The 19,040-nt window shown below is 34.2% G+C and carries 18 protein-coding genes, 1 pseudogene and 1 riboswitch; of the genes and pseudogenes, 8 read left to right on the top strand and 11 right to left on the bottom strand.

The features are described from left to right. The gene (locus NSQ18_RS14135; protein ID WP_339288432.1) at positions 1-3,246 is read right to left on the bottom strand and encodes a helicase-related protein; all 3,246 of its coding nucleotides are present in this window, start codon (positions 3,244-3,246) and stop codon (positions 1-3) included. A gap of 526 nt (positions 3,247-3,772) precedes the next feature. On the opposite strand from NSQ18_RS14135, the gene NSQ18_RS14130 reads away from it, so the two are divergent. Next, complete coding sequence (locus NSQ18_RS14130; RefSeq protein ID WP_168412556.1) at positions 3,773-3,925, top strand: hypothetical protein; 153 nt, start codon at positions 3,773-3,775, stop codon at positions 3,923-3,925. A gap of 116 nt (positions 3,926-4,041) precedes the next feature. On the opposite strand, the pseudogene NSQ18_RS14125 reads toward NSQ18_RS14130, so the two are convergent. From NSQ18_RS14125 to NSQ18_RS14115, 3 genes and pseudogenes are all read right to left on the bottom strand, one after another. Next, a pseudogene (locus tag NSQ18_RS14125) lies at positions 4,042-5,399 on the bottom strand (IS1182 family transposase). A gap of 138 nt (positions 5,400-5,537) precedes the next feature. Continuing rightward, complete coding sequence (locus NSQ18_RS14120) at positions 5,538-6,143, bottom strand: superoxide dismutase (protein WP_016838971.1); 606 nt, start codon at positions 6,141-6,143, stop codon at positions 5,538-5,540. A 209-nt stretch (positions 6,144-6,352) separates the two neighbouring features. Beyond that, positions 6,353-6,835: a DUF456 family protein gene (locus NSQ18_RS14115; RefSeq protein WP_026019114.1), complete on the bottom strand. Its 483-nt coding sequence runs from the start codon at positions 6,833-6,835 to the stop codon at positions 6,353-6,355. Positions 6,836-6,951: 116 nt separating this feature from the next. Between NSQ18_RS14115 and NSQ18_RS14110 the strand changes: the two genes are divergently transcribed. The 4 genes from NSQ18_RS14110 to NSQ18_RS14095 all read left to right on the top strand — a co-directional run bounded on the left by NSQ18_RS14110 (position 6,952) and on the right by NSQ18_RS14095 (position 9,631). Beyond that, complete coding sequence (locus tag NSQ18_RS14110) at positions 6,952-7,467, top strand: DUF1189 family protein (protein WP_016838973.1); 516 nt, start codon at positions 6,952-6,954, stop codon at positions 7,465-7,467. Positions 7,468-7,509: 42 nt separating this feature from the next. Further along, positions 7,510-7,842, top strand: a complete 333-nt coding sequence (locus NSQ18_RS14105) for a hypothetical protein (protein WP_339288431.1) — start codon at positions 7,510-7,512, stop codon at positions 7,840-7,842. 96 nt (positions 7,843-7,938) lie between these two features. Beyond that, the gene (ispG, locus tag NSQ18_RS14100; protein WP_096551157.1) at positions 7,939-9,039 is read left to right on the top strand and encodes a flavodoxin-dependent (E)-4-hydroxy-3-methylbut-2-enyl-diphosphate synthase; all 1,101 of its coding nucleotides are present in this window, start codon (positions 7,939-7,941) and stop codon (positions 9,037-9,039) included. A 16-nt stretch (positions 9,040-9,055) separates the two neighbouring features. Next, positions 9,056-9,631 (top strand): hypothetical protein, encoded by a 576-nt coding sequence (locus tag NSQ18_RS14095; protein WP_016838976.1) that lies wholly within the window; start codon positions 9,056-9,058, stop codon positions 9,629-9,631. Positions 9,632-9,706: 75 nt separating this feature from the next. Here the strand turns inward: NSQ18_RS14095 and NSQ18_RS14090 are convergent, their stop codons facing one another. Next, a complete protein-coding gene (locus NSQ18_RS14090; protein ID WP_016838977.1) occupies positions 9,707-9,835 on the bottom strand; it encodes a hypothetical protein in 129 nt (42 codons plus the stop codon). 130 nt (positions 9,836-9,965) lie between these two features. Between NSQ18_RS14090 and NSQ18_RS14085 the strand changes: the two genes are divergently transcribed. Both NSQ18_RS14085 and NSQ18_RS14080 read left to right on the top strand, forming a co-directional pair. Continuing rightward, positions 9,966-10,472, top strand: a complete 507-nt coding sequence (locus NSQ18_RS14085) for a hypothetical protein (protein ID WP_096551159.1) — start codon at positions 9,966-9,968, stop codon at positions 10,470-10,472. A gap of 275 nt (positions 10,473-10,747) precedes the next feature. Continuing rightward, entirely contained in the window at positions 10,748-12,934 is a 2,187-nt protein-coding gene (locus NSQ18_RS14080; RefSeq protein WP_339288428.1) for an EAL domain-containing protein, read from the top strand. 24 nt (positions 12,935-12,958) lie between these two features. Here NSQ18_RS14080 and NSQ18_RS14075 read toward each other — a convergent pair whose 3' ends face one another. After that, a complete protein-coding gene (locus tag NSQ18_RS14075; protein WP_339288426.1) occupies positions 12,959-13,594 on the bottom strand; it encodes a dienelactone hydrolase family protein in 636 nt (211 codons plus the stop codon). Positions 13,595-13,901: 307 nt separating this feature from the next. Between NSQ18_RS14075 and NSQ18_RS14070 the strand changes: the two genes are divergently transcribed. Continuing rightward, positions 13,902-14,519 (top strand): hypothetical protein, encoded by a 618-nt coding sequence (locus tag NSQ18_RS14070; protein WP_339288424.1) that lies wholly within the window; start codon positions 13,902-13,904, stop codon positions 14,517-14,519. A 104-nt stretch (positions 14,520-14,623) separates the two neighbouring features. On the opposite strand, the gene NSQ18_RS14065 is transcribed toward NSQ18_RS14070, so the two are convergent. The 5 genes from NSQ18_RS14065 to NSQ18_RS14045 form a co-directional block, all read right to left on the bottom strand. Next, a complete protein-coding gene (locus tag NSQ18_RS14065) occupies positions 14,624-14,941 on the bottom strand; it encodes a heme oxygenase (RefSeq protein ID WP_339288422.1) in 318 nt (105 codons plus the stop codon). A gap of 80 nt (positions 14,942-15,021) precedes the next feature. Further along, the gene (gene nrdF / locus NSQ18_RS14060; RefSeq protein WP_339288420.1) at positions 15,022-16,002 is read right to left on the bottom strand and encodes a class 1b ribonucleoside-diphosphate reductase subunit beta; all 981 of its coding nucleotides are present in this window, start codon (positions 16,000-16,002) and stop codon (positions 15,022-15,024) included. Continuing rightward, positions 15,990-18,083, bottom strand: a complete 2,094-nt coding sequence (nrdE, locus tag NSQ18_RS14055; RefSeq protein ID WP_168412312.1) for a class 1b ribonucleoside-diphosphate reductase subunit alpha — start codon at positions 18,081-18,083, stop codon at positions 15,990-15,992. Before nrdE ends, nrdF begins: the two co-directional genes overlap by 13 nt. Positions 18,084-18,085: 2 nt before the next feature. Next, on the bottom strand, positions 18,086-18,451 hold the full coding sequence (gene nrdI / locus NSQ18_RS14050; protein ID WP_339288418.1) for a class Ib ribonucleoside-diphosphate reductase assembly flavoprotein NrdI: 366 nt from the start codon (positions 18,449-18,451) through the stop codon (positions 18,086-18,088). Next, the gene (locus tag NSQ18_RS14045; RefSeq protein ID WP_016838986.1) at positions 18,448-18,678 is read right to left on the bottom strand and encodes a glutaredoxin domain-containing protein; all 231 of its coding nucleotides are present in this window, start codon (positions 18,676-18,678) and stop codon (positions 18,448-18,450) included. Before NSQ18_RS14045 ends, nrdI begins: the two co-directional genes overlap by 4 nt. Positions 18,679-18,812: 134 nt before the next feature. Beyond that, a riboswitch (cobalamin riboswitch) is annotated at positions 18,813-19,000 on the bottom strand. Positions 19,001-19,040 lie beyond the last annotated feature (40 nt).

The raw sequence follows: 19,040 nt of genomic DNA, 5'->3' as shown, positions 1-19,040 counted from the left end.
CTACTTTATAATTAAAAACGAAATTAATTCAAAGTCATCTGACGTTGTATTTGTATCTACTAATAAACTTGAGTCTCCTAAACTAAATAAAGATTCCATGCCTTTTTCTTCAACAATTCCTAAGATAAATTCAACGACCGTATCTAATAATGCCTTATAATCAGACATGTCCGCTAATTCATGCGTTTCTTCATGAAATTGTAAAATTAAGTCTGTAAACAACTCGTTTTGGCCCATACAAACTTTTCGATACAGGTCGAGTATTTGCTTTGTCTTCGAATGACCTAACAAAATGTCACCATCATTACTTACATACACAAGGTAATAAGGATACAACGCACTCGTTTCTTTAATTTTCGCTTGAGCATTCCGTTGTTTTATACAGAAAATGACGCCTGGTTTTGCTTCACCATTAGGAGTTAAATGTTTAGACGTGATTGCATACATACCTAACGGAGCTGTCTCTAAATCAAGCTTATTTTTATTCATATAGTCGACTAAATCCATTTTGAAGTCGTTTAACGTTAAGTCAGTAATCGAGATCCCGCTTGACATATCTTCTAGGTCGATTACTTCTTCTTGCAGTTGTTTCAGCTGTTTTGCACGATACTCAAGATCATTCATTTTTTTCTTTTCATCATACTCGATTACATTCTCTTCACCTGTAGCAGATATATCTAATAAAACCATGCGACCACTTACACGGGCTTCTAAATTGATATACTCGTCTAAATCCATGTTTGGCCAGAAGTTCACAAGCTGAATCACATTATTTTTTGATCCGAGACGATCGATTCGTCCAAAGCGTTGAATAATTCTAACTGGATTCCAATGAATATCGTAATTAATTAAATAATCACAGTCTTGTAAGTTTTGACCTTCAGAAATACAATCTGTTGCAATAAGTAGGTCAATTTCTTCAATTGCCTTTTCATCCACTTTATTTCGTTCTTTCGATTCTGGTGAAAAGTGGGTTAATATAGTATTTAAATCTTTAGAAATATCGCCAATCGTTGTTTTATTTCCACCTGTTCCCGTTACAAGGGCTGTGTGAAGCCCATATTCATTGAGCATCCATTCAGACAGCTGATCATATAAATAACTCGCTGTATCAGCAAAAGCTGTGAAGACGATGATTTTTTTATTATTTGGGTTAATTGGCTTTGTCACCTTATGATGAATAATAGACTTTAATTCTAATAGTTTAGCATCCCTGTAAGGTTTGACTTTTGCCGCTTCCACAAGAAGTTTCTCTAGCTTTTGTTTATCCTCTTCAAGGTCTTGGCGCCATTTGATTTGATCTATATCTTGAACCAGCACTTTTACTTTCGATCCAATTAACATATCTTCTACTTCATCGTCATCGATATTAATATCAGTAATACTAATCGACTGATCCGTAAATTGATGATTATTTTCAAGCTTATTTAATAGGTCATCGATTTTCTCAAGCAATGCAGCAATCGTCATACCGAACGAGTAAATAGAACTCTCCATACGCTTTAATAAATTCACACGCATTAAGTGCACGAGACTGCGTTCCCTGTCAATTTGTTTAAATACAGACCCACCTTTAACTTGAATATCGTATTTCTTGCTATATTCGGCTTGTTTCTCAGGCAAGACATAATTTAATGGTGAGTAGGCACTTAAATTTAAACGATTAATGATTTTGTTAACCTCTTTTATTTCAGGAAACTCTTTTTCTGCATCGATATCAGGGTGAACATTTTTCGGTTTTAATCTTTCAGGAAATTTCCCTATCTCTGACATGTTGTAATACTTTTCAATATGCTTGCGAGATCTCGCAATCGTCACAGCATCCAATAATTTAAAGTAGTCAAAGTTTAACATTTCTAATAGCGTATCTGTCTTCCGTTCCTCTTCGTCCAACTTTAACCATTTATTAAACGCTTGTTGTGCTCTTCTTAATGTAAATTCAATGCTATCAATACCTGCAGATTCAAGCGCGTCATCTTTTCCTTCCGTAATAAAAGCAACTTGGTTTTTCAGATCATTCATCTTGTTATTGACCGGTGTAGCTGAAAGCATTAATACTTTCGTTTTGACACCAGATTTAATAATTTGATTCATTAAACGTGAATATCGTGTTTCTCGATCCTTACGAGCTTCATTATTACGGAAATTATGTGATTCATCAATAACAACTAAATCATAGTTACTCCAATTGACTGTTGCTAGGTTAATATCTCCAGACATACCACTATATCGACTTAGATCTGTATGATTTAATACATCATAATTAAAACGATCTGCTGCCAAAACATTTTGCTTATCGTTTTGTGTATAAATAAGCCAGTTCTCTCTTAACTTTTTCGGACACAACACTAACACTCGGTCATTTCGCAGCTCGTAATATTTGATTACAGCTAATGCCTCAAACGTTTTACCGAGACCAACACTATCAGCGATGATACATCCATTGTATTTTTCAAGCTTATCAATGGCTCCTAATACCCCGTCTTTTTGGAATTTATATAATTTGTTCCAAATGACCGTATCTTTAAAGCCTGTTTTGGATTTTACGATATCATCTTCACTCAATTCTTCTAAAAAGTCTTTAAAGATATTATAAAGGGTCACATAATAGAGAAACTCAGGTGTATTATCTCGATAGATTTTCTCTATGTGGCTTAGTACTTCTTGTTTTACACTTTCGACCTGCTCTTCGTTGTTCCAAATTAAATCAAACCAGTTAATATAATTCATGGCTTGTCCAGGTTCTTTAATTAGCGAATTCATTTCATAGTTAGATGAATACGTATATCCTAATCCACTACTTGTGAAATGTGAGGTACCTTGAATCGCAATTGAATCATCATTCTTGTTTTGTACATGAATAAGGTTCCCTTGTGCCATTGGTAATTTTAATGACTTCATATCAACTTTTGAGCGAATCCAGTCAGCACATTCACGAGCAATTTTCGCTTGGTTGAGCTCGTTCCGAAACTTCACTTCTAAGTCTGTTCCAGACAAACTTTTTTCCCGCTTAATTTTTTCTTGCATAACTAACGGATCTGGTATTTTAAAATCCTGTATAAATGTTGGGTTGTTAAATAAAAATCGAACTTCATCTACTTTTAATAACTCTTTCTTAAGAGATTCAAAAGCATAAATTGTGAAATAAGACGACATAATTGATAATTTTGAGCCCTTTTGAAGGTAAGACTTTAACTCATCCCCAACATTTCCATGTGTTTTATTATCTAGCATTTTGCCATACATGTTATTTCCCCCTATAACCAAAAGAAGCGACCAGTTATTTTCCATTAACTATTATTCTACAAAAAAATAAATGACAGGTGTATTTTTACGACAAAAACCGACAAAACTTGTCATGACTATCCACCCAAAACAATTATCCTATGTTCTAAATTTCAAATAATTTTACTCAATATGGACTTATTTATTATTAAATGATTAATCCTAAAAACGGTCTAAAACTATTAAAAAATAAAACTCCTTTATAGAGGAAAAATGAGATATATTTTCTCTATCCTCCACCACTTCAAATCAATAGGTATACCCCACCCGTTTCATGCCCCACCCCTTTTGTAGCCGATATTTATTCATTTTGGATGAGTATCAGTTTTTTTGTTTTACAGAGACGGCTAGCTTGGTGAAAAGAAAGCAACTGAAAGGAGGTGATGGATCATGACCATGAGAGACAAGGAAGAAAAACAAAAATTAAAAAAGGAGGAAGAAGATACGCATAAAAAAACTCGCATTAATTCTTGTGAAGTCAAAAGAAATGGATAAGTGGGTGCCAGTTCAATTTCTTGTTAAATACGGTATTAAAAACGTCAATATTCTCGACCTAGAAGCTAAAGGATTGCTTCTTGTTAAAAATAGCGAATCCCACGGTCGATTATTGAAGCTTACTTTAAAAGTAAGCGTAAAATAACGCCCACGTGTTTTTTCGTGGGCGTTTCAGACTGTCGACAAACCCCAACTCAAATGAAGCATTTGAGTTGGGGTTTGTCTTTTTTTGCTCGTCATTTTCTAAGATTCTTGTCTTATTTAGGTTGGACATGGTCTTTTCCATGTCCAGTTTGCCATTTTCTTTAAGTTCATGGCAGCGAAAGTAAGCATCGCCTGCATAGACAATTTTTCCAGTCCTCGTAGAGTTGTCCATCGCATGCCATGCTTCTCTTTTCCATCGGCAAAGACCCGTTCAATCGTTTCTTTGCGCTTATCATATATATTTCTATTGATATCTGTATGTCTTAAGTGGTCGACTTCTTCCACATAGTGCTCCCAAATGTGGCGATGAATCAATTTAGTGTGATCTTTACTTTGGGTGCACTTTTCTAAAAATGGGCACGTTTTACATATTTCCGGTTTCGAAGCGTACTGTCGATATCCTTCTCTTGTTGTTGTTCGGTATTCAAGAGTTTGGTTGTTTGGGCAGATGTAACAATCATAATGCTCAGCGTATACATATTCATACATTTTAAAGAAACCGTCCTTTGTTCTAGGCCTTGTATATGGCATGACTGGACGAATTCTCTTTATCCAATAGACTTTTCGCATTCGCTGGGGTTTTGTATCCGGCGTCTACGGCTACTGCAGTTGGTTTGCCTACTTTTTCGATGACTTGTTCGAGTAATTGACCAAACACCTGACTATCATGAATATTCGCTCCCGTTACCTTGGTAGCTAAAGACAAAGCCTTTTGCATCACAGGCGGTATGAAAAGAATAGGCAAACATCTTTTCCCGTTCATCTTTTACGTAATAGCCACTATCAGGATCGGTTGTACTGACCTTTATTTCCTTGGTTTCTTCATTCTCTTTCGGGGGAAAGGGCTTTTTTCCATGGTTTTCACGGTCTTGGTTAATCTCTAACTCTAATTGCGCTTGATAGCTTTTTGTTTCTGCCCGGACAATTTTCTTATCGAACTTCTTTTTATTGGCGCTTGCTTTGACATGTGTTGAATCAATAAAGGCAACAGATGCATCCACTAATCCTTTATTCATCGCTTCTTTTAAAATACGATAAAAAATCTGTTCAAATAAATCAGTACCTTGAAAACGACGAACATAATTCTTGCCGAACGTTGAAAAATGAGGAATTTTCTCTGTGAAACCATATCCTAAGAACCATCGATACGCCACGTTGGTTTCAATTTCTTTGATCATTTGACGCATGGATCGAATACCAAATAAATACTGCACAAAGACCATTTTAATGAGCACAACTGGATCAATACTAGGCCTTCCGTTATCTAGGCAATAGGTATCTTTGACAAGATCGTAAATAAAATCAAAGTCTATGGCTTGTTCAATCTTCCTTACCAAATGATCTTCTGGAACCAATTGATCAAGAGCCACCATTTCCAATTGATTTCGATTATTGTCAGTACGCTTCGATAACATCCTAAATTTCCCCCGTTAACCAAGAATTCTATCCCTATTATACAAAAAAGCCTGTAGATTTGGCCCCTAGTTAGGGACTTTGTCTACAAGCTGAAAGGAAAACCTATGTTTAGGCTTTCCTCATTTTTTTAAAGTTAATTATTTTGCTGCAGCGTATTTTTCTGCTACAACGTCCCAGTTTACTACATTCCAGAATGCAGCAATGTAGTCAGGACGACGGTTTTGATATTTTAAGTAATAAGCGTGTTCCCAAACGTCTAATCCAAGGATTGGTGTTTGGCCTTCCATGTATGGAGAATCTTGGTTTGGCGTAGAAGTGATTTTTAATTCACCGTTATCTACTACTAACCAAGCCCATCCAGAACCGAAGCGGCCTGCAGCAGCTTTTGCAAACTCTTCTTTAAATGCATCGAAGCTACCGAATTTCGCATCAATTGCAGAAGCTAACTCACCAGTTGGAGTTTTTGAACCTCCAGGTGTTAAAATTTCCCAGAATAATGAGTGATTTGCATGTCCGCCACCATTATTGCGAACTGCAGTTTGTTTATCAGCTGGAAGAGCATTGATATTTGAAATAAGTTCGATTAAATCTTTATCAGCGTATTCAGTACCTTCTACAGCAGCATTTAAATTTGTTACATACGTATTGTGGTGTCTTGTATGATGGATCTCCATTGTTTGTGCATCAATGTGTGGTTCTAAAGCATCGTAAGCATAAGGTAATTTTGGTAATTCGAATGCCATTAGAATTTCCTCCTTTGTATAAATCAGTAATTTCCTACCTCTATAAGATTATCAAAATAGAGGTAGTCATTCAATGATTTAGCTCTTTCTTAGTGATTTTCATACTTTTGGCTGAAATCAATCCATTGTTTGTCTTTTAACAGTGACGCACTTATTTTTCAACCAAACTCACTATTTCCTTTTAGATGATTTTTTATACAAAAAACTTATTATGCGATTGCGATTACAAAAACAATAATCATCACTAATTGGATCATCGTTTTTGTTACAACAGATGTTAAGAAGCCAACAAGCGAGCCAATACCAGCTCGAACCGCTTGGCTAAATTCTTTTTTCGCAACTATCATTTCCCCAATTACTGCACCTATAAATGGCCCGATAATAATGCCCAGAAATGGTATGATAAATGGTCCTGCTAATAAACCAATCGTGCTGCCCCAAAGTCCAGCCTTCGTTCCGCCAAACTTTTTCACGCCAATCAGATTCGCTAAAGTATCCGCCACAAACAATAAAATAACAAACAGAATCTCGATGATCCAAAACCACCATGAAAGTTCTGCAAAGGAGAAAAACAAACCATAAACGATAAATCCTAATAGTATAAATAATACCGATGGAATGATTGGATAAACTAATCCTACAAAAGCCACGATAAAACAAATAATAATGAGTAACCAAGCAATGATTTCCAAGTTCTTCCCTCCATGATACAGTTTACGGACAGGTTTGCAAAAAGTTTCAATAAAATGTTTTTGTACGTTTTTTCTTTTCATCATTTCATGTTAAACTCTCAATGGAGGAGAAGAAAATGGTTACTCATTTACAAATATTCATACACAGTCTGTTTCAACCAAACAAGCTAGCTGCTTATCGACTATTAACAATCGGTAAAGTAATTCAATATGTATTTATTCTAATTGCGATTGTTACGATTTTCTCGTTTATACAATTTTTAACAGGGGTATCGAAAACTACTATTCAATTTGAAGGGTTGCAACAATATGTCTCTGATATTCAATGGCTGCTCTATCCTTTTGCGCTTCTTTTATTACTCTTAACTTCTACCGTTTTATTATTTGTGAGAATTACCATTTACGCAGCCATCGGAACATTATTATTAAAAATATTCAATCGTCGCGGGGAATATCGACATATGTGGAGAACGACCGCATTAGCGATTACATGGTCAACACTACTATCTATCCTATTTTCATTTATTAATATATCTAGTTGGTTTGGAACAGTTGTTAATGCCATCATTACCATCATTCTATTAACAATTGCATCACTAAAATATCCAAAAATAGAAAAAAAGAAGTTCTGAATCCTTCCTTGCTTCATATAGTGGAGCAAGGAGGGTTTTTATATGAGATTTTTTCTATTAACATCTATCATCATCATAATCGTTACGGTCATTAAAATAGATTTAACTGAAGGAACAGTACCATTAATCGCGTTTTCTGAAAGCGTTGGCCAATGCAATGAACAACTAGCTGTAAAAACAGTACCTGTTATGACAAAAGAAGGGGATACTGTACAAGGGTTACTCGCCCAATATCCAACAGATGAAAGAATTTCAGTACCAGAACGAATGGCGGATTTTTATAAATTTAATCCACATTTAAAAAATCAAGTCATAGCACCAGGTGAATTAATCAAAATACCGATTTACTCAAATAACCATGAATGTAAAAAATAAAAAAACGTGTTTCTTCCTTGTCGACACTATTTTACACTGCTAAAATAATGGAAGTGAAGGTACGGAAAAAGTACCTCAAGAAGGAGAGAGTTATTGATGAGTGAAATTATTCATCGTTCGAAAACACGTCCAGTACGTGTCGGCAATTTAACAATCGGCGGTAGTAACGAACTAATCATCCAAAGTATGTGTACAACGAAAACTCACGATGTGGAAGCTACTGTTGCTGAAATTTTACGATTAGAAGAAGCAGGGTGTCAGCTAGTACGTGTTGCTGTTCCAGATGAACGAGCTGCAGCGGCGATTCCTGAAATAAAGAAACGCATCCATATCCCTTTAGTAGCGGATATTCATTTTAACTATAAACTTGCCTTGATGGCTATAGAAAACGGTATCGATAAAGTACGCATTAATCCCGGAAATATTGGTCGTCGCGAGAAGGTTGAAGCCGTAGTGAATGCGGCAAAAGAAAGAGGTGTTCCAATTCGAATTGGTGTTAATGCAGGTTCCTTAGAACGCCATATATTAGAAAAATATGGCTATCCTACTGCAGATGGAATGGTTGAATCTGCTTTACATCATATTAAAATACTGGAAGATTTAGATTTCCATGATATTATCGTGTCGATGAAAGCTTCTGATGTAAATCTTGCTATCGAAGCTTACGAAAAAGCTGCACGTGCATTTGATTATCCATTGCACTTAGGTATTACAGAATCTGGAACGCTCTTTTCCGGTACAATTAAATCCGCTGCTGGTTTAGGTGCTCTTTTATCCAAAGGAATCGGCAATACATTACGTATTTCTCTTTCTGCTGATCCAGTAGAAGAAGTAAAAGTAGCTCGAGAATTATTGAAAGCATTTGGTCTTGCATCAAACATGGCTACTTTAGTTTCATGTCCAACATGTGGTCGAATCGAAATCGATTTAATTTCCATTGCTAACGAAATAGAAGAGTATATTTCAAAACTGAATGTACCATTGAAAGTAGCGGTATTAGGCTGTGCGGTAAACGGGCCGGGAGAAGCGAGAGAAGCAGACATCGGAATCGCAGGTGCTCGAGGAGAAGGATTACTCTTTATGAAGGGTAAAACCGTACGAAAAGTACCAGAAGAAACAATGGTAGAAGAATTGAAAAAAGAAATCGATAAATTAGCTGCAGAAATGTTAGCAGAACGAGAACAAAAAACAAATTGAATCTTAGGGGGTCCATATGAAGCAAAATAAGCCTCGTTTCGGTATTGATATTGATGGAACAGTAACGACTCCTGATACGCTGATTCCACATATAAATAAACAATACAATACAAACATCGTACTTGATGATGTCATCGAATATGATTTTTTAAGCGCATTCCCCCATCCGGTTGATCGAAACGAGTTTGCTCGTTGGTTTAAAGAAAATGAACCTTATTTATATTCAGTAAGCAAAATTGCAAATGATGCTCAACAAATCTTAAACAATTGGCATAAACAATATGAATTGTATTATATTTCCGCTCGAGACTTGCATTTATATGATGTGACGAAAAAATGGTTTGAACAGCATCAAGTACCTTATGATCATATTGAATTAATAGGTAGTCATGATAAATTGGAAGCTGCAAAAAAGTATCGCGTAGATGTTTTTTTTGAAGATAAACATGATAATGCGGTGATACTTGCAGAAGAACTCCAAATTCCCGTACTGTTATTTGACACGCCATACAATCGTAAAGTTATACCTTCCAACGTGATTCGAGTTCATAATTGGAAAGAAGCAAACGAATGGATTGAGCGTCATTTTTAGCCACATTTCAATCGCTAGACTTGTCCAACCTAATTGTGACATCGTCTAGCGATTTTTTTGTGAACGCTATTCGTTTTAAATCTCTAATGTTCCCCTCACCCAACGTTCAACAAATGTTTCAAAAGTAATTCCATATCGATTATAAATATCATGATATACAAAATACACTCCTAATTTTTCCAGCAGTTCATCATTGATTTTCATGAAAACTTCCCTTCTATTAAAGTTGAAAAACAAGAAATGTAAAGGAATTTTCTAAAATCTCCTAATACAACGATGAATTTTTTCGCTATGATGAAAATAGCCAATAGTTTGAACACTAGGAGGTTTTATAATGAGAAACATACATATTTCTGTTGTATTACTACTTGCTATGTTTCTATTAATAGGTTGCAAAAGTTCCGTCAGCGACATAAAGGAGGCAGTTTCTGGCATCCATACACAAGCAGAAAAAGCAAAAAGCGGTCTAACAATCGATGCATATACTTTGCGTGAGTATGAGATTGAATATAAAGACGAATTATTTACAGTTGACGAATTATTTAAAACTATTCTACGTGATGTCCAATGGGAATATGAAAAAAATCATAATAAGCATATTTTGCTAGTAAAAGGTACATGGAAGGAACCATTATTTGAACAATTACAGCTTACGGATGATGTAAAAGAAAAACTCTCAAAGAGCGGTAAAATTTTTATTGAATTAGTATTTATAGATGGACTGCTAAATTCAAATGAAACAACGGTCAGCATGAAATTAAATGAAGAATTGTTAGTGGATGAAAAAGGAGCAGAAAACCTTTATTACTTATACGATATTTATTTACAACAGAAAATGTAATGAAAATTTACTCTAGTAGTACTAACCATCACAAGGTTTGTACTACATTTTTTTAATGACTTATTCAAAATAAAATGCATAAACCCACAATTTTATTAAGAAATTACAATTTATAGAAAAACCATTTAAACTTTTCAAAAACCATCCTCTTCTGCCAAAAATACGACAAATTAAACATAAAACACTATCATTATTTCAAAAAATTATTAATGCATGTTAATAAATACTTTTGTTATAATTACTTTACAGTATTATCAAAATTTGGTGGGAAGTATATGTTTAAACAAGAACAAATCGACCTAACAAATGATGATTTATATTCATATTTATACACGATAGGTGAACAACTTCAGCAACCAATTGTAATCATTGATTTAAAACGGCAACCACTTTCCATTAAGTATTACAATCAATCATTTGCCCAATTAACTGGTTATGATATGGCTGAATTATTAAACAAGCATATTTCATGTTTATGCGGTCCAAATACCCTTCCCGAAACTGAACAAGATCTGGAGTTTCATATATTAAATAAGCTTACCTATGAAACAACAATGATTCATTACAAAAAAGATGGTACCGCTATTTGGAACCAGCTTAGTATTCAACCAATTCAAAACTCCAAGAAAGAAGCAACCTTTGTGCTTATTCAATGCAAAGATATTACATCCGAAATGTTGGAAAAAATGCTTCACAAAATTGAGCATGAAGTATATGTCGAATTAGGAAAGGATAGTAAACTAGAAGATATTCTTCAACGAATAACCGCACAGGTAGAAAAAAATTATATTAGACAAGTTTATTGTGCTATACATGTTCTTCAAAAAGATGGTACATTAAAGGCTATTGCCAGTCCCTCGATACCCTTCAGTTGGATAGAAAACCTCGTCGGAATGGAAGTTAGTCCAACAACGGGTAATAGTGAAAATGCAATTTATATGAAAGATTTATCTTATATACAATCCATTAGCTTACAAGAGGATTATGAAAAATTACGGAAAATTATTTCAACCTATAACATTCAGTATTGCTGGTCAAAGCCAATTGTCGACAACGAAAAAAAGATGATTGGCACATTTACGATCTATATTCAAAAAAATTTATATTTGAAACAATCGGATATTGATTTTTTAAATAAACTGTCCCCTATTATCGCCTTGACAGTCAAACATTTTAAACAAAAAAACCTATTAAAACAATTAGCTTATTATGATATAAATATAGGAATTCCAAATTACCATTATTTTTATAAAAAATTAAACGAGTGGATTCAAAACGGTGTTGAAGGAGTCATTTTATTAATACAGCCAGGAGAATATACTTCCATAGTCGATATGTATGGGCGCAAAGTTGGCGACCGTTTAATTAAACAAATCGTTCATCGCATTGAAATGATTACTCAAAAAAACCGAACGATTTTTAGTCGTTTTTCAAATTCTACATTTATTTTAGGGAGCGTAATTCCTGTAAATAAAGTGGATGATTACATTCATAAGATTATTGAATGCACTTCCCAACCTTTTGATGTAAATGGAAGGGAAATGTTTATATCATTAAAAATTGGCGTTAGTTATTTTCATCAACAACTGTCGATTGATGAAAGTATACGGCAAGCAGATATTGCTATCACAAAATCAAGAAAAAAAATAGGAACTGTCATTTCCTATTTTGAAAAAGAAACCGATCAACAAATACAAAGAGAACTGAACGTATTAAACGAATTAACAACTGGATTAAAAAATGATGAACTTTCCGTTTATTTGCAACCAAAAGTCCATTTGTTGACAAAGGAAATTATTGGATTCGAGGCTCTTGCGAGATGGTATTCTCCTGTACTTGGAAACGTTTCGCCGGCAGAATTCATCTCGATAGCCGAACATAGCGGAAAAATTAGGGATATCGATCATGCTATTTTTGAAAAAGTATTACGATGGCAATGGGAAAGAAAGAAGCAAGGCCATCAATTGTATCCTGTATCCATCAATGTATCACCTGTACACTTTTATCATGATTCTTTTGCAGATGATTTATTAACCCTTGTCCGCCAATATCAAATTGAGCCGAAATATATTAAAATCGAAGTTACTGAGAACTTTGAATTATTTGATTTTGAAAAAGCAAAGAACATCTTATTAAAATTAAAGGAACATGGCTATGAGAGTTCGATTGATGATTTTGGAGTCGGATTCTCGTCATTAAGTTATCTACAACGGCTGCCTTTTTCAGAAATTAAAATTGATAAATCGTTTATTAATGAAATACATGATTCAGGTATGTATGCAATCGTAAAATCAATTGTTCAACTTGCAAAAAGTTTAAACATGCATGCGGTAGCGGAAGGGATCGAAACGTTGGAACAATATAAAACCCTTGTTCAAATTGGTTGCCATACAGGTCAAGGTTATTATTTCCATAAACCAATGCCGATTGTAGAAGCTGAAAAATTAATCAATTCAAAATAAAAAAGCTGACTAGCGTCAGCTTTTTTATTTAATTTCTTCCATTATAAAATGAACAAAATCTCTCATATTTTCTGGCGAAACGCCGTGTCCTACAGGATATGTTTTATAAACAACTTTCGCTCCATGTTGCTCAAAAAATTCTTTACTATCTGCACTCCACATAATTGGAAAATCGTAATCATATTCCCCATGAGAAATGAATAATTTCGTCTCATCCATTTTATTTTTGTGATATTGTTCTTTCACAAAATCTGGTAAATACCCTGACATTGAAGCACATGCTTTAATTTGATTTCCCATCACGATGCATAATGTTTGTGCGATGACTGCTCCTTGATTAAATCCTGCAATACATATCTTCGTCGGATCTAATTGATATTCTTTGATTGCTTGTAAAATAAAATCTCTTGTAACAGCAATCACTTTATCAAAAACAGGTTGAATAGGCTTTCCTTCCTCTACAAAAGTATAGAAGGCATAACCAGGATCATGACTGATTGGTCCCCTTAAACTAAATACATGGCAAACTTCTTTTATTTCACCTATAATTTGTAATAAATCTTCTTCATCGCTTCCTAATCCATGAAATAAAAAAATAGCTGGACTTTGTTCAATATTATTCTTCGGTTCAATATGTTTGAATGTATATAATGACTGCATTCTATTTCCTCCTCAAGTTTCCCTTACCTACAACGCTTCATTCCCAAATCTTTTTTTCCAAAATATTATTTTATTCTTAATTTCTATTTAAAAATAGTATGTTTCATTTACTAAAAATACTGATATTAATCAAAAATTTTGTCGATAACATAAATCTTTCTTATTATTTTTAAAAAATTTGTCTGATTTTTGAAATATGATTTGGAAAAATAGTTTTTAAACGATAAACTATTAGTAGAGTTGGTTAAAAATGTCTGTTTTGACTGGGTGAAAACAAAACAACATTCTTAGCAAAGGGGTGTTTGGAATGTATAGGGAAATTACAGTAGAACGAAGCATACTATATATTGAGCAATATCATGTAGACAAATTTATTGATTTAGCGAAACAAAATAGCCAATTCAATTATCTAGTTAAAGAAGGCGCATTAAATACCATCGATGCTTGGATTATCGCCTTCAATATTTGGCTTTTATTGCTGCCCAATAAATACAATATCATTCACTCAGCTGAGAAAACCTTATACTACTCCTCGAATTTCGTTATACTAAATGCTCTTCAAGACAATGTACATTTTAACCAATTAAAGTTCCGTGAAAATCGCCCAGAACTATTATATTATATCATGTCACTCCAACTAGCTACAGGATTAAACGAATGGATTTTACGCGTGATGATCAAACATGATTTAACATATATGATTGAAAGAAATAAAAAACGTATCTATTTTGATGCTCATTTAGGATCAGAAGATGAAATTCAATCCTTTTTAGAAGATCAATCGAAGTTTGTAAAGGCAGCTGTGAAAGAACTGCATTCTACTAATTCATTTGATCGAATGATAAGAAATGCAATTGATGAAGCATACAAAGTATATAATAAACATCGTGAACGGTTAGCAAAAGAAAAATTGAAACGAGGATAGTACAATCTTGTTTCGACTACTTCAGGAGCAAAGGTCTATAAATTAGAAGCGAGGGTATCTAGAAAGTTTTCGACTTTCTAGACACCCTCTTTCCTATTTAATCATTAATTGTTTTCTAATGTTGAGACAACTTCAGAAATTACGATTACATTTTCGATTGTAGGGGCTTCTTCGCTATTACCGCTTGGACGTTTATGAGCTTCTTTAAATGCATCACTTGCTCTCCACGCCTCAAATTCTTCGAGTGAATCCCAATACATAACGACGTTCATTTCATCGTAGTCTTCAAATTGTGTACTTACGAGTACTTCTACTTTACGAAATCCTTTAAACGTTAATAATGGACCAGGTTGCGTGAAGAGTGGTGCCATCTTTTTTGCCAAGCCTTTTTTCACTTTAATTCGATTAGTTACTGTATACATAAAAACAAAACTCCTTTTTTATTTTTGAAATCATTGTAATTATTAGAACATGATTTTATTCGAACTGCAATTTATAGCCCTCAATCATCTAGCAAAATGTCAAAATGGAACGTTTCATCCGTGATAGGCTCTACTTTTGCTAAGGCATATGTGGAACCCTTTTGAGAAAAGAAATCATATGTGGAACCTTCATTTCGTATTCCATTCATCACGATTGGATGAATTTCTTCTTCAGGAAACATTGTATCGAACCCTAAATTCATTAATGCTTTATTCCCATTATAGCGAATATACGCCTTCACCTCATCTTCCAAACCTGTTCCTCGATAAATTTCATCTGTATAACGCAATTCATTATCATATAAATCTAGCAATAATTCATAGCCCCAATTTTTTAATTCATCTTGTTGTTCTTTAGAAAATTGATTAAAAATGTTTTGTGCGAATATTCCAACAGCCACCCCATGAATGGATTCATCCCTCAATATTAGCGAAATCACCTCTGCGCTGTTCCTTAAAATGCCTTGTCCCCCTAAATAGAGCGGATAGAAAAAACCAGAATAAAATAAAAAGGATTCGAGCATGACGGAAGCAAACATCGCTTTCCATAGGCTGACTAAATCATTTTCCTTAATAGACGAATATATATTGGCAATTTTTGAAGCTTTATATTGTAATAGTTGATTTTTTTTTACCCATTGAAAAATTTCTTCGATTTCGTCGTTATAACAAAGGGTTGTAAAAATATACGAATAGGATTTCGCATGAATGGCTTCAAAGGCACCAAATACCGTTAATACAGCTTTTTCTTGTAAATTGGGATTGTATTTTGCTATTTCATTCATCCCGATATTTGTTTGAATTGTATCGAGCAGCGTCAGTCCACCAAACACTTTTTTATATGTTTCTTGATGCTCAAAATTTCTCCATTGTTGAATATCCTTTGAAACTGCAATTTCTTCTGGAAACCACATTTGTTTCCATTGTTGATCCCAAAAAATTTTAGCAAGACTGCTTGCTGACTGATTCCAATTGACTGCTTCGTATGTTAAATTGTACATGCTACACATTCCTCCAGTGATTGTAATCGTTGGCGTACATAATAGACCGTTTTGATTCCTCGCATCCAAGCATAAATATAGGCTTTCGCTAATTGTTCCGTCGTCCACTTGTCTGTTACATATAAAGTCATTGAGATACCTTGATCAACATGCTTTTGTGCAGCGACGTATAAATCAATGATTTTATAGACATTCATGTCATATGCTTCTACGTATAAATGTTGATTGTCATTATTTAAAAATGGCATTGGATAAATCGTGCGGCTATCTGCATAATCTCGTATCTCTACTCGCTCAGTAATGGGTGCAATGGATGCCGTACAAGAACGAACGTAAGAAATCGAGCCGGTTGGTGCGATTGCTAACCGATAAGCATTAAATAATCCGTATTTCATTACATCTTCTTTCAATTTTCTCCACATTTCTTTTGTAATGATTGGAACATTACCTAAAGCTTTTTTCACCAATTCACTAGGTTCCTTTTCCAATTTATTCACGTACTTTTCAAAATAATGACCATTTGCATATTCGCTTATTTCAAATCCGTAAAAAGTTTCACCTTTTTCTTTCGCAAGTAGCATCGATGCTTTTAATGAAAAGAAGTTCAATGCTTCCATAAAGTAATCGATAAATTCAATTGATTCTTTTGATCCATATAATATATTTTGAGTTACAAGATGTCCGTGCAAATTCATAACACCTAATCCGACAGAATGCATCATCTGGTTTGCTTTTTTTACAGATGGAACGTTTTTTATATTGGTCATTAAAGACACTTGTGTTAACAAACGCATGGCTGTATCTACTAACTCTTCAAAATCATGAAACTTTGTCGCATGGTGAATATCTAATGATCCAAGATTGCAAGATACGTCTAATCCATATTCATTTGGTGTATCTTGATCATTAATGATGCTCGTTTGTTGAACTTGTAAAATTTCAGTACAGAGGTTGGACATTTTGACTCTTCCAAGTTTTTTTAGTGGATGTTGTTTATTTACATTATCATCAAATATTTCAAAAGGATATCCGGATTCGAATTGGCTCTTTTTGATTTCCGTATATAGTTTTCTAGCATTGATTTGCTTTAACTTTCGTATATTTGGGTTGTTCAACAACTCCCCGTACATTTCCGTTATGCTTATTTCAGACATTCTTTTTCCGTATTCTCGATAAATATCATAAGGACTAAAAAGAACGATATCTTCATCTTTTTTCATCAGTTCAAAAAATATATCTGGAATAATGACACCAGTCGATAAAGTTTGTAACCGAATTTTTTCGTCGGCATTCGGCTTCTTAGAAGAAATAAATTCTTCAATATCCGCGTGGAAAATATTTAAATAAGCAACACCTGAACCATTCCGTTGTCCTAATTGATTGGAATAAGAAAAGGCATTTTCTAATAATTTTGCAACGGGCATAACACCGCTTGCCCGATTGGCGATACCTTTTATCGGATCACCCAAAGGTCTTAAATCCGTTAAATTTACCCCTACCCCTCCGCCAAGCCTTGAGAGTTCTAAACAATATCCGAGGTTTTCTGCAATGCTATTCATCGAATCATCCATGGATAATTTAAAACAACTTACCAATTCCCCACGCGCTTTTTTACCGCTATTCAGTGTGGTTGGTGTTGCTGGTTGAAAAGCCTCCATCATCGCACGAATTGCTTTTTCTGCCAACAATTCATCACCATTCGCTAAATATAAGGCGATAATGCTCATCCGATCCTCATAAGTTTCTAAAATTTCTTTTCCATCTCGACTTTTCATTGCGTAACTTTCAAAAAATTTGCTCGCGCTCATAAATGTTTGAAATCGAAAACGATAAGAATACGCAATGTCAAAAATTTTATTTATAAATTCGAAAGAATATTTTTGTAAAAATTCTTTCTCATAATATCCTTCTTCAATGAAAAAGCGAATCTTTTCTTCCAAACTAGAAAACTTCCGCATTTTCTGATTAACATGTTCGATAAAATATTGACGAGTAGCCTCTCGATCTTTCTCTAAATCAATTTTTCCTGTTTGGTGGTAGTGATTCAAAATTTCATTATTCAAAGTTAAATAGCTTTTCATCACTAAATCTCCTTTTGAATTACTCTGTTATAATAATCAATTATGGCATCATAATTTTTCTGAAATCCGCGTAATTCTATCTTTTGAACAATGGGAATTCCGTACCTTTCGTTAATCAAATGAGCAGAACGGCAAAAATAAGCATGGCCGAAATTCGAGTTCCCACTTGCAATAACACCCTTACAGAAACGAGCATTATGTTGTAAAAACCTTTCCACAATTTGTGGTACTTCGCCTAATCCATCGGTATAGGTGAACAATAAGAAGGGTTCATTCAAAATAAGATCATCGCGAATTTCAATGTGGGGTAATTCTAATTGATGAACGATAAAACGCACGTTGCCCGTTCGAGAAGCATAAGCAATCATACTGTGATCCTGCTAATGAATTTTTTTATATTTTCTATGTTATCCATTAGCTCTCCATCGATTTCGATTACAGGGACAGAAAGGAATCCAGCATTCAATAATTTTTCTTTCGCTTCTTCATTGTGATCAATCAAAATTTCTTCATATTTCCCTTCATAACCAAGTTGATTTAATTCGTATTTCATCAACAAACATTTTGGGCAAACTTTTTTTGAATATAATTTCATTTCCTTCTCCCTTTCTACCATTCTTTTATGAAAATAAAAAAGCCATACCTTTTTCGGTATGGCTTTGAAATGGAAACAGTCAGGTACTAGGAAATGGACCGTCTTGCTTCCATTTCCTAGCCCCCGAAGAAATGAGCAATTCACGTTTATTAGGCAGGTCTCCTGGCTTATGCTTCATCCTCCAAGTTCCCTTCCCATACAAATTTGTACAGTGGATTTGAACTTTTCGTCAGCAATTACAGTTGCGGGGACAGCGTCAGATTTTCACTGACTTCCCTTTTAATCTACTATATATAGTAGAACCTAATAAACGAAATGCTATATATTGTGTTTTCGTGTTTCATTGTAACATGTAGTATTGT

This window comes from Ureibacillus sp. FSL K6-0786, assembly GCF_037965165.1.
Lineage (GTDB): Bacteria > Bacillota > Bacilli > Bacillales_A > Planococcaceae > Ureibacillus > Ureibacillus thermosphaericus.
Note: the sequence above shows the minus strand (reverse complement) of the source record. Positions and strands in the feature narration are given on the sequence as shown.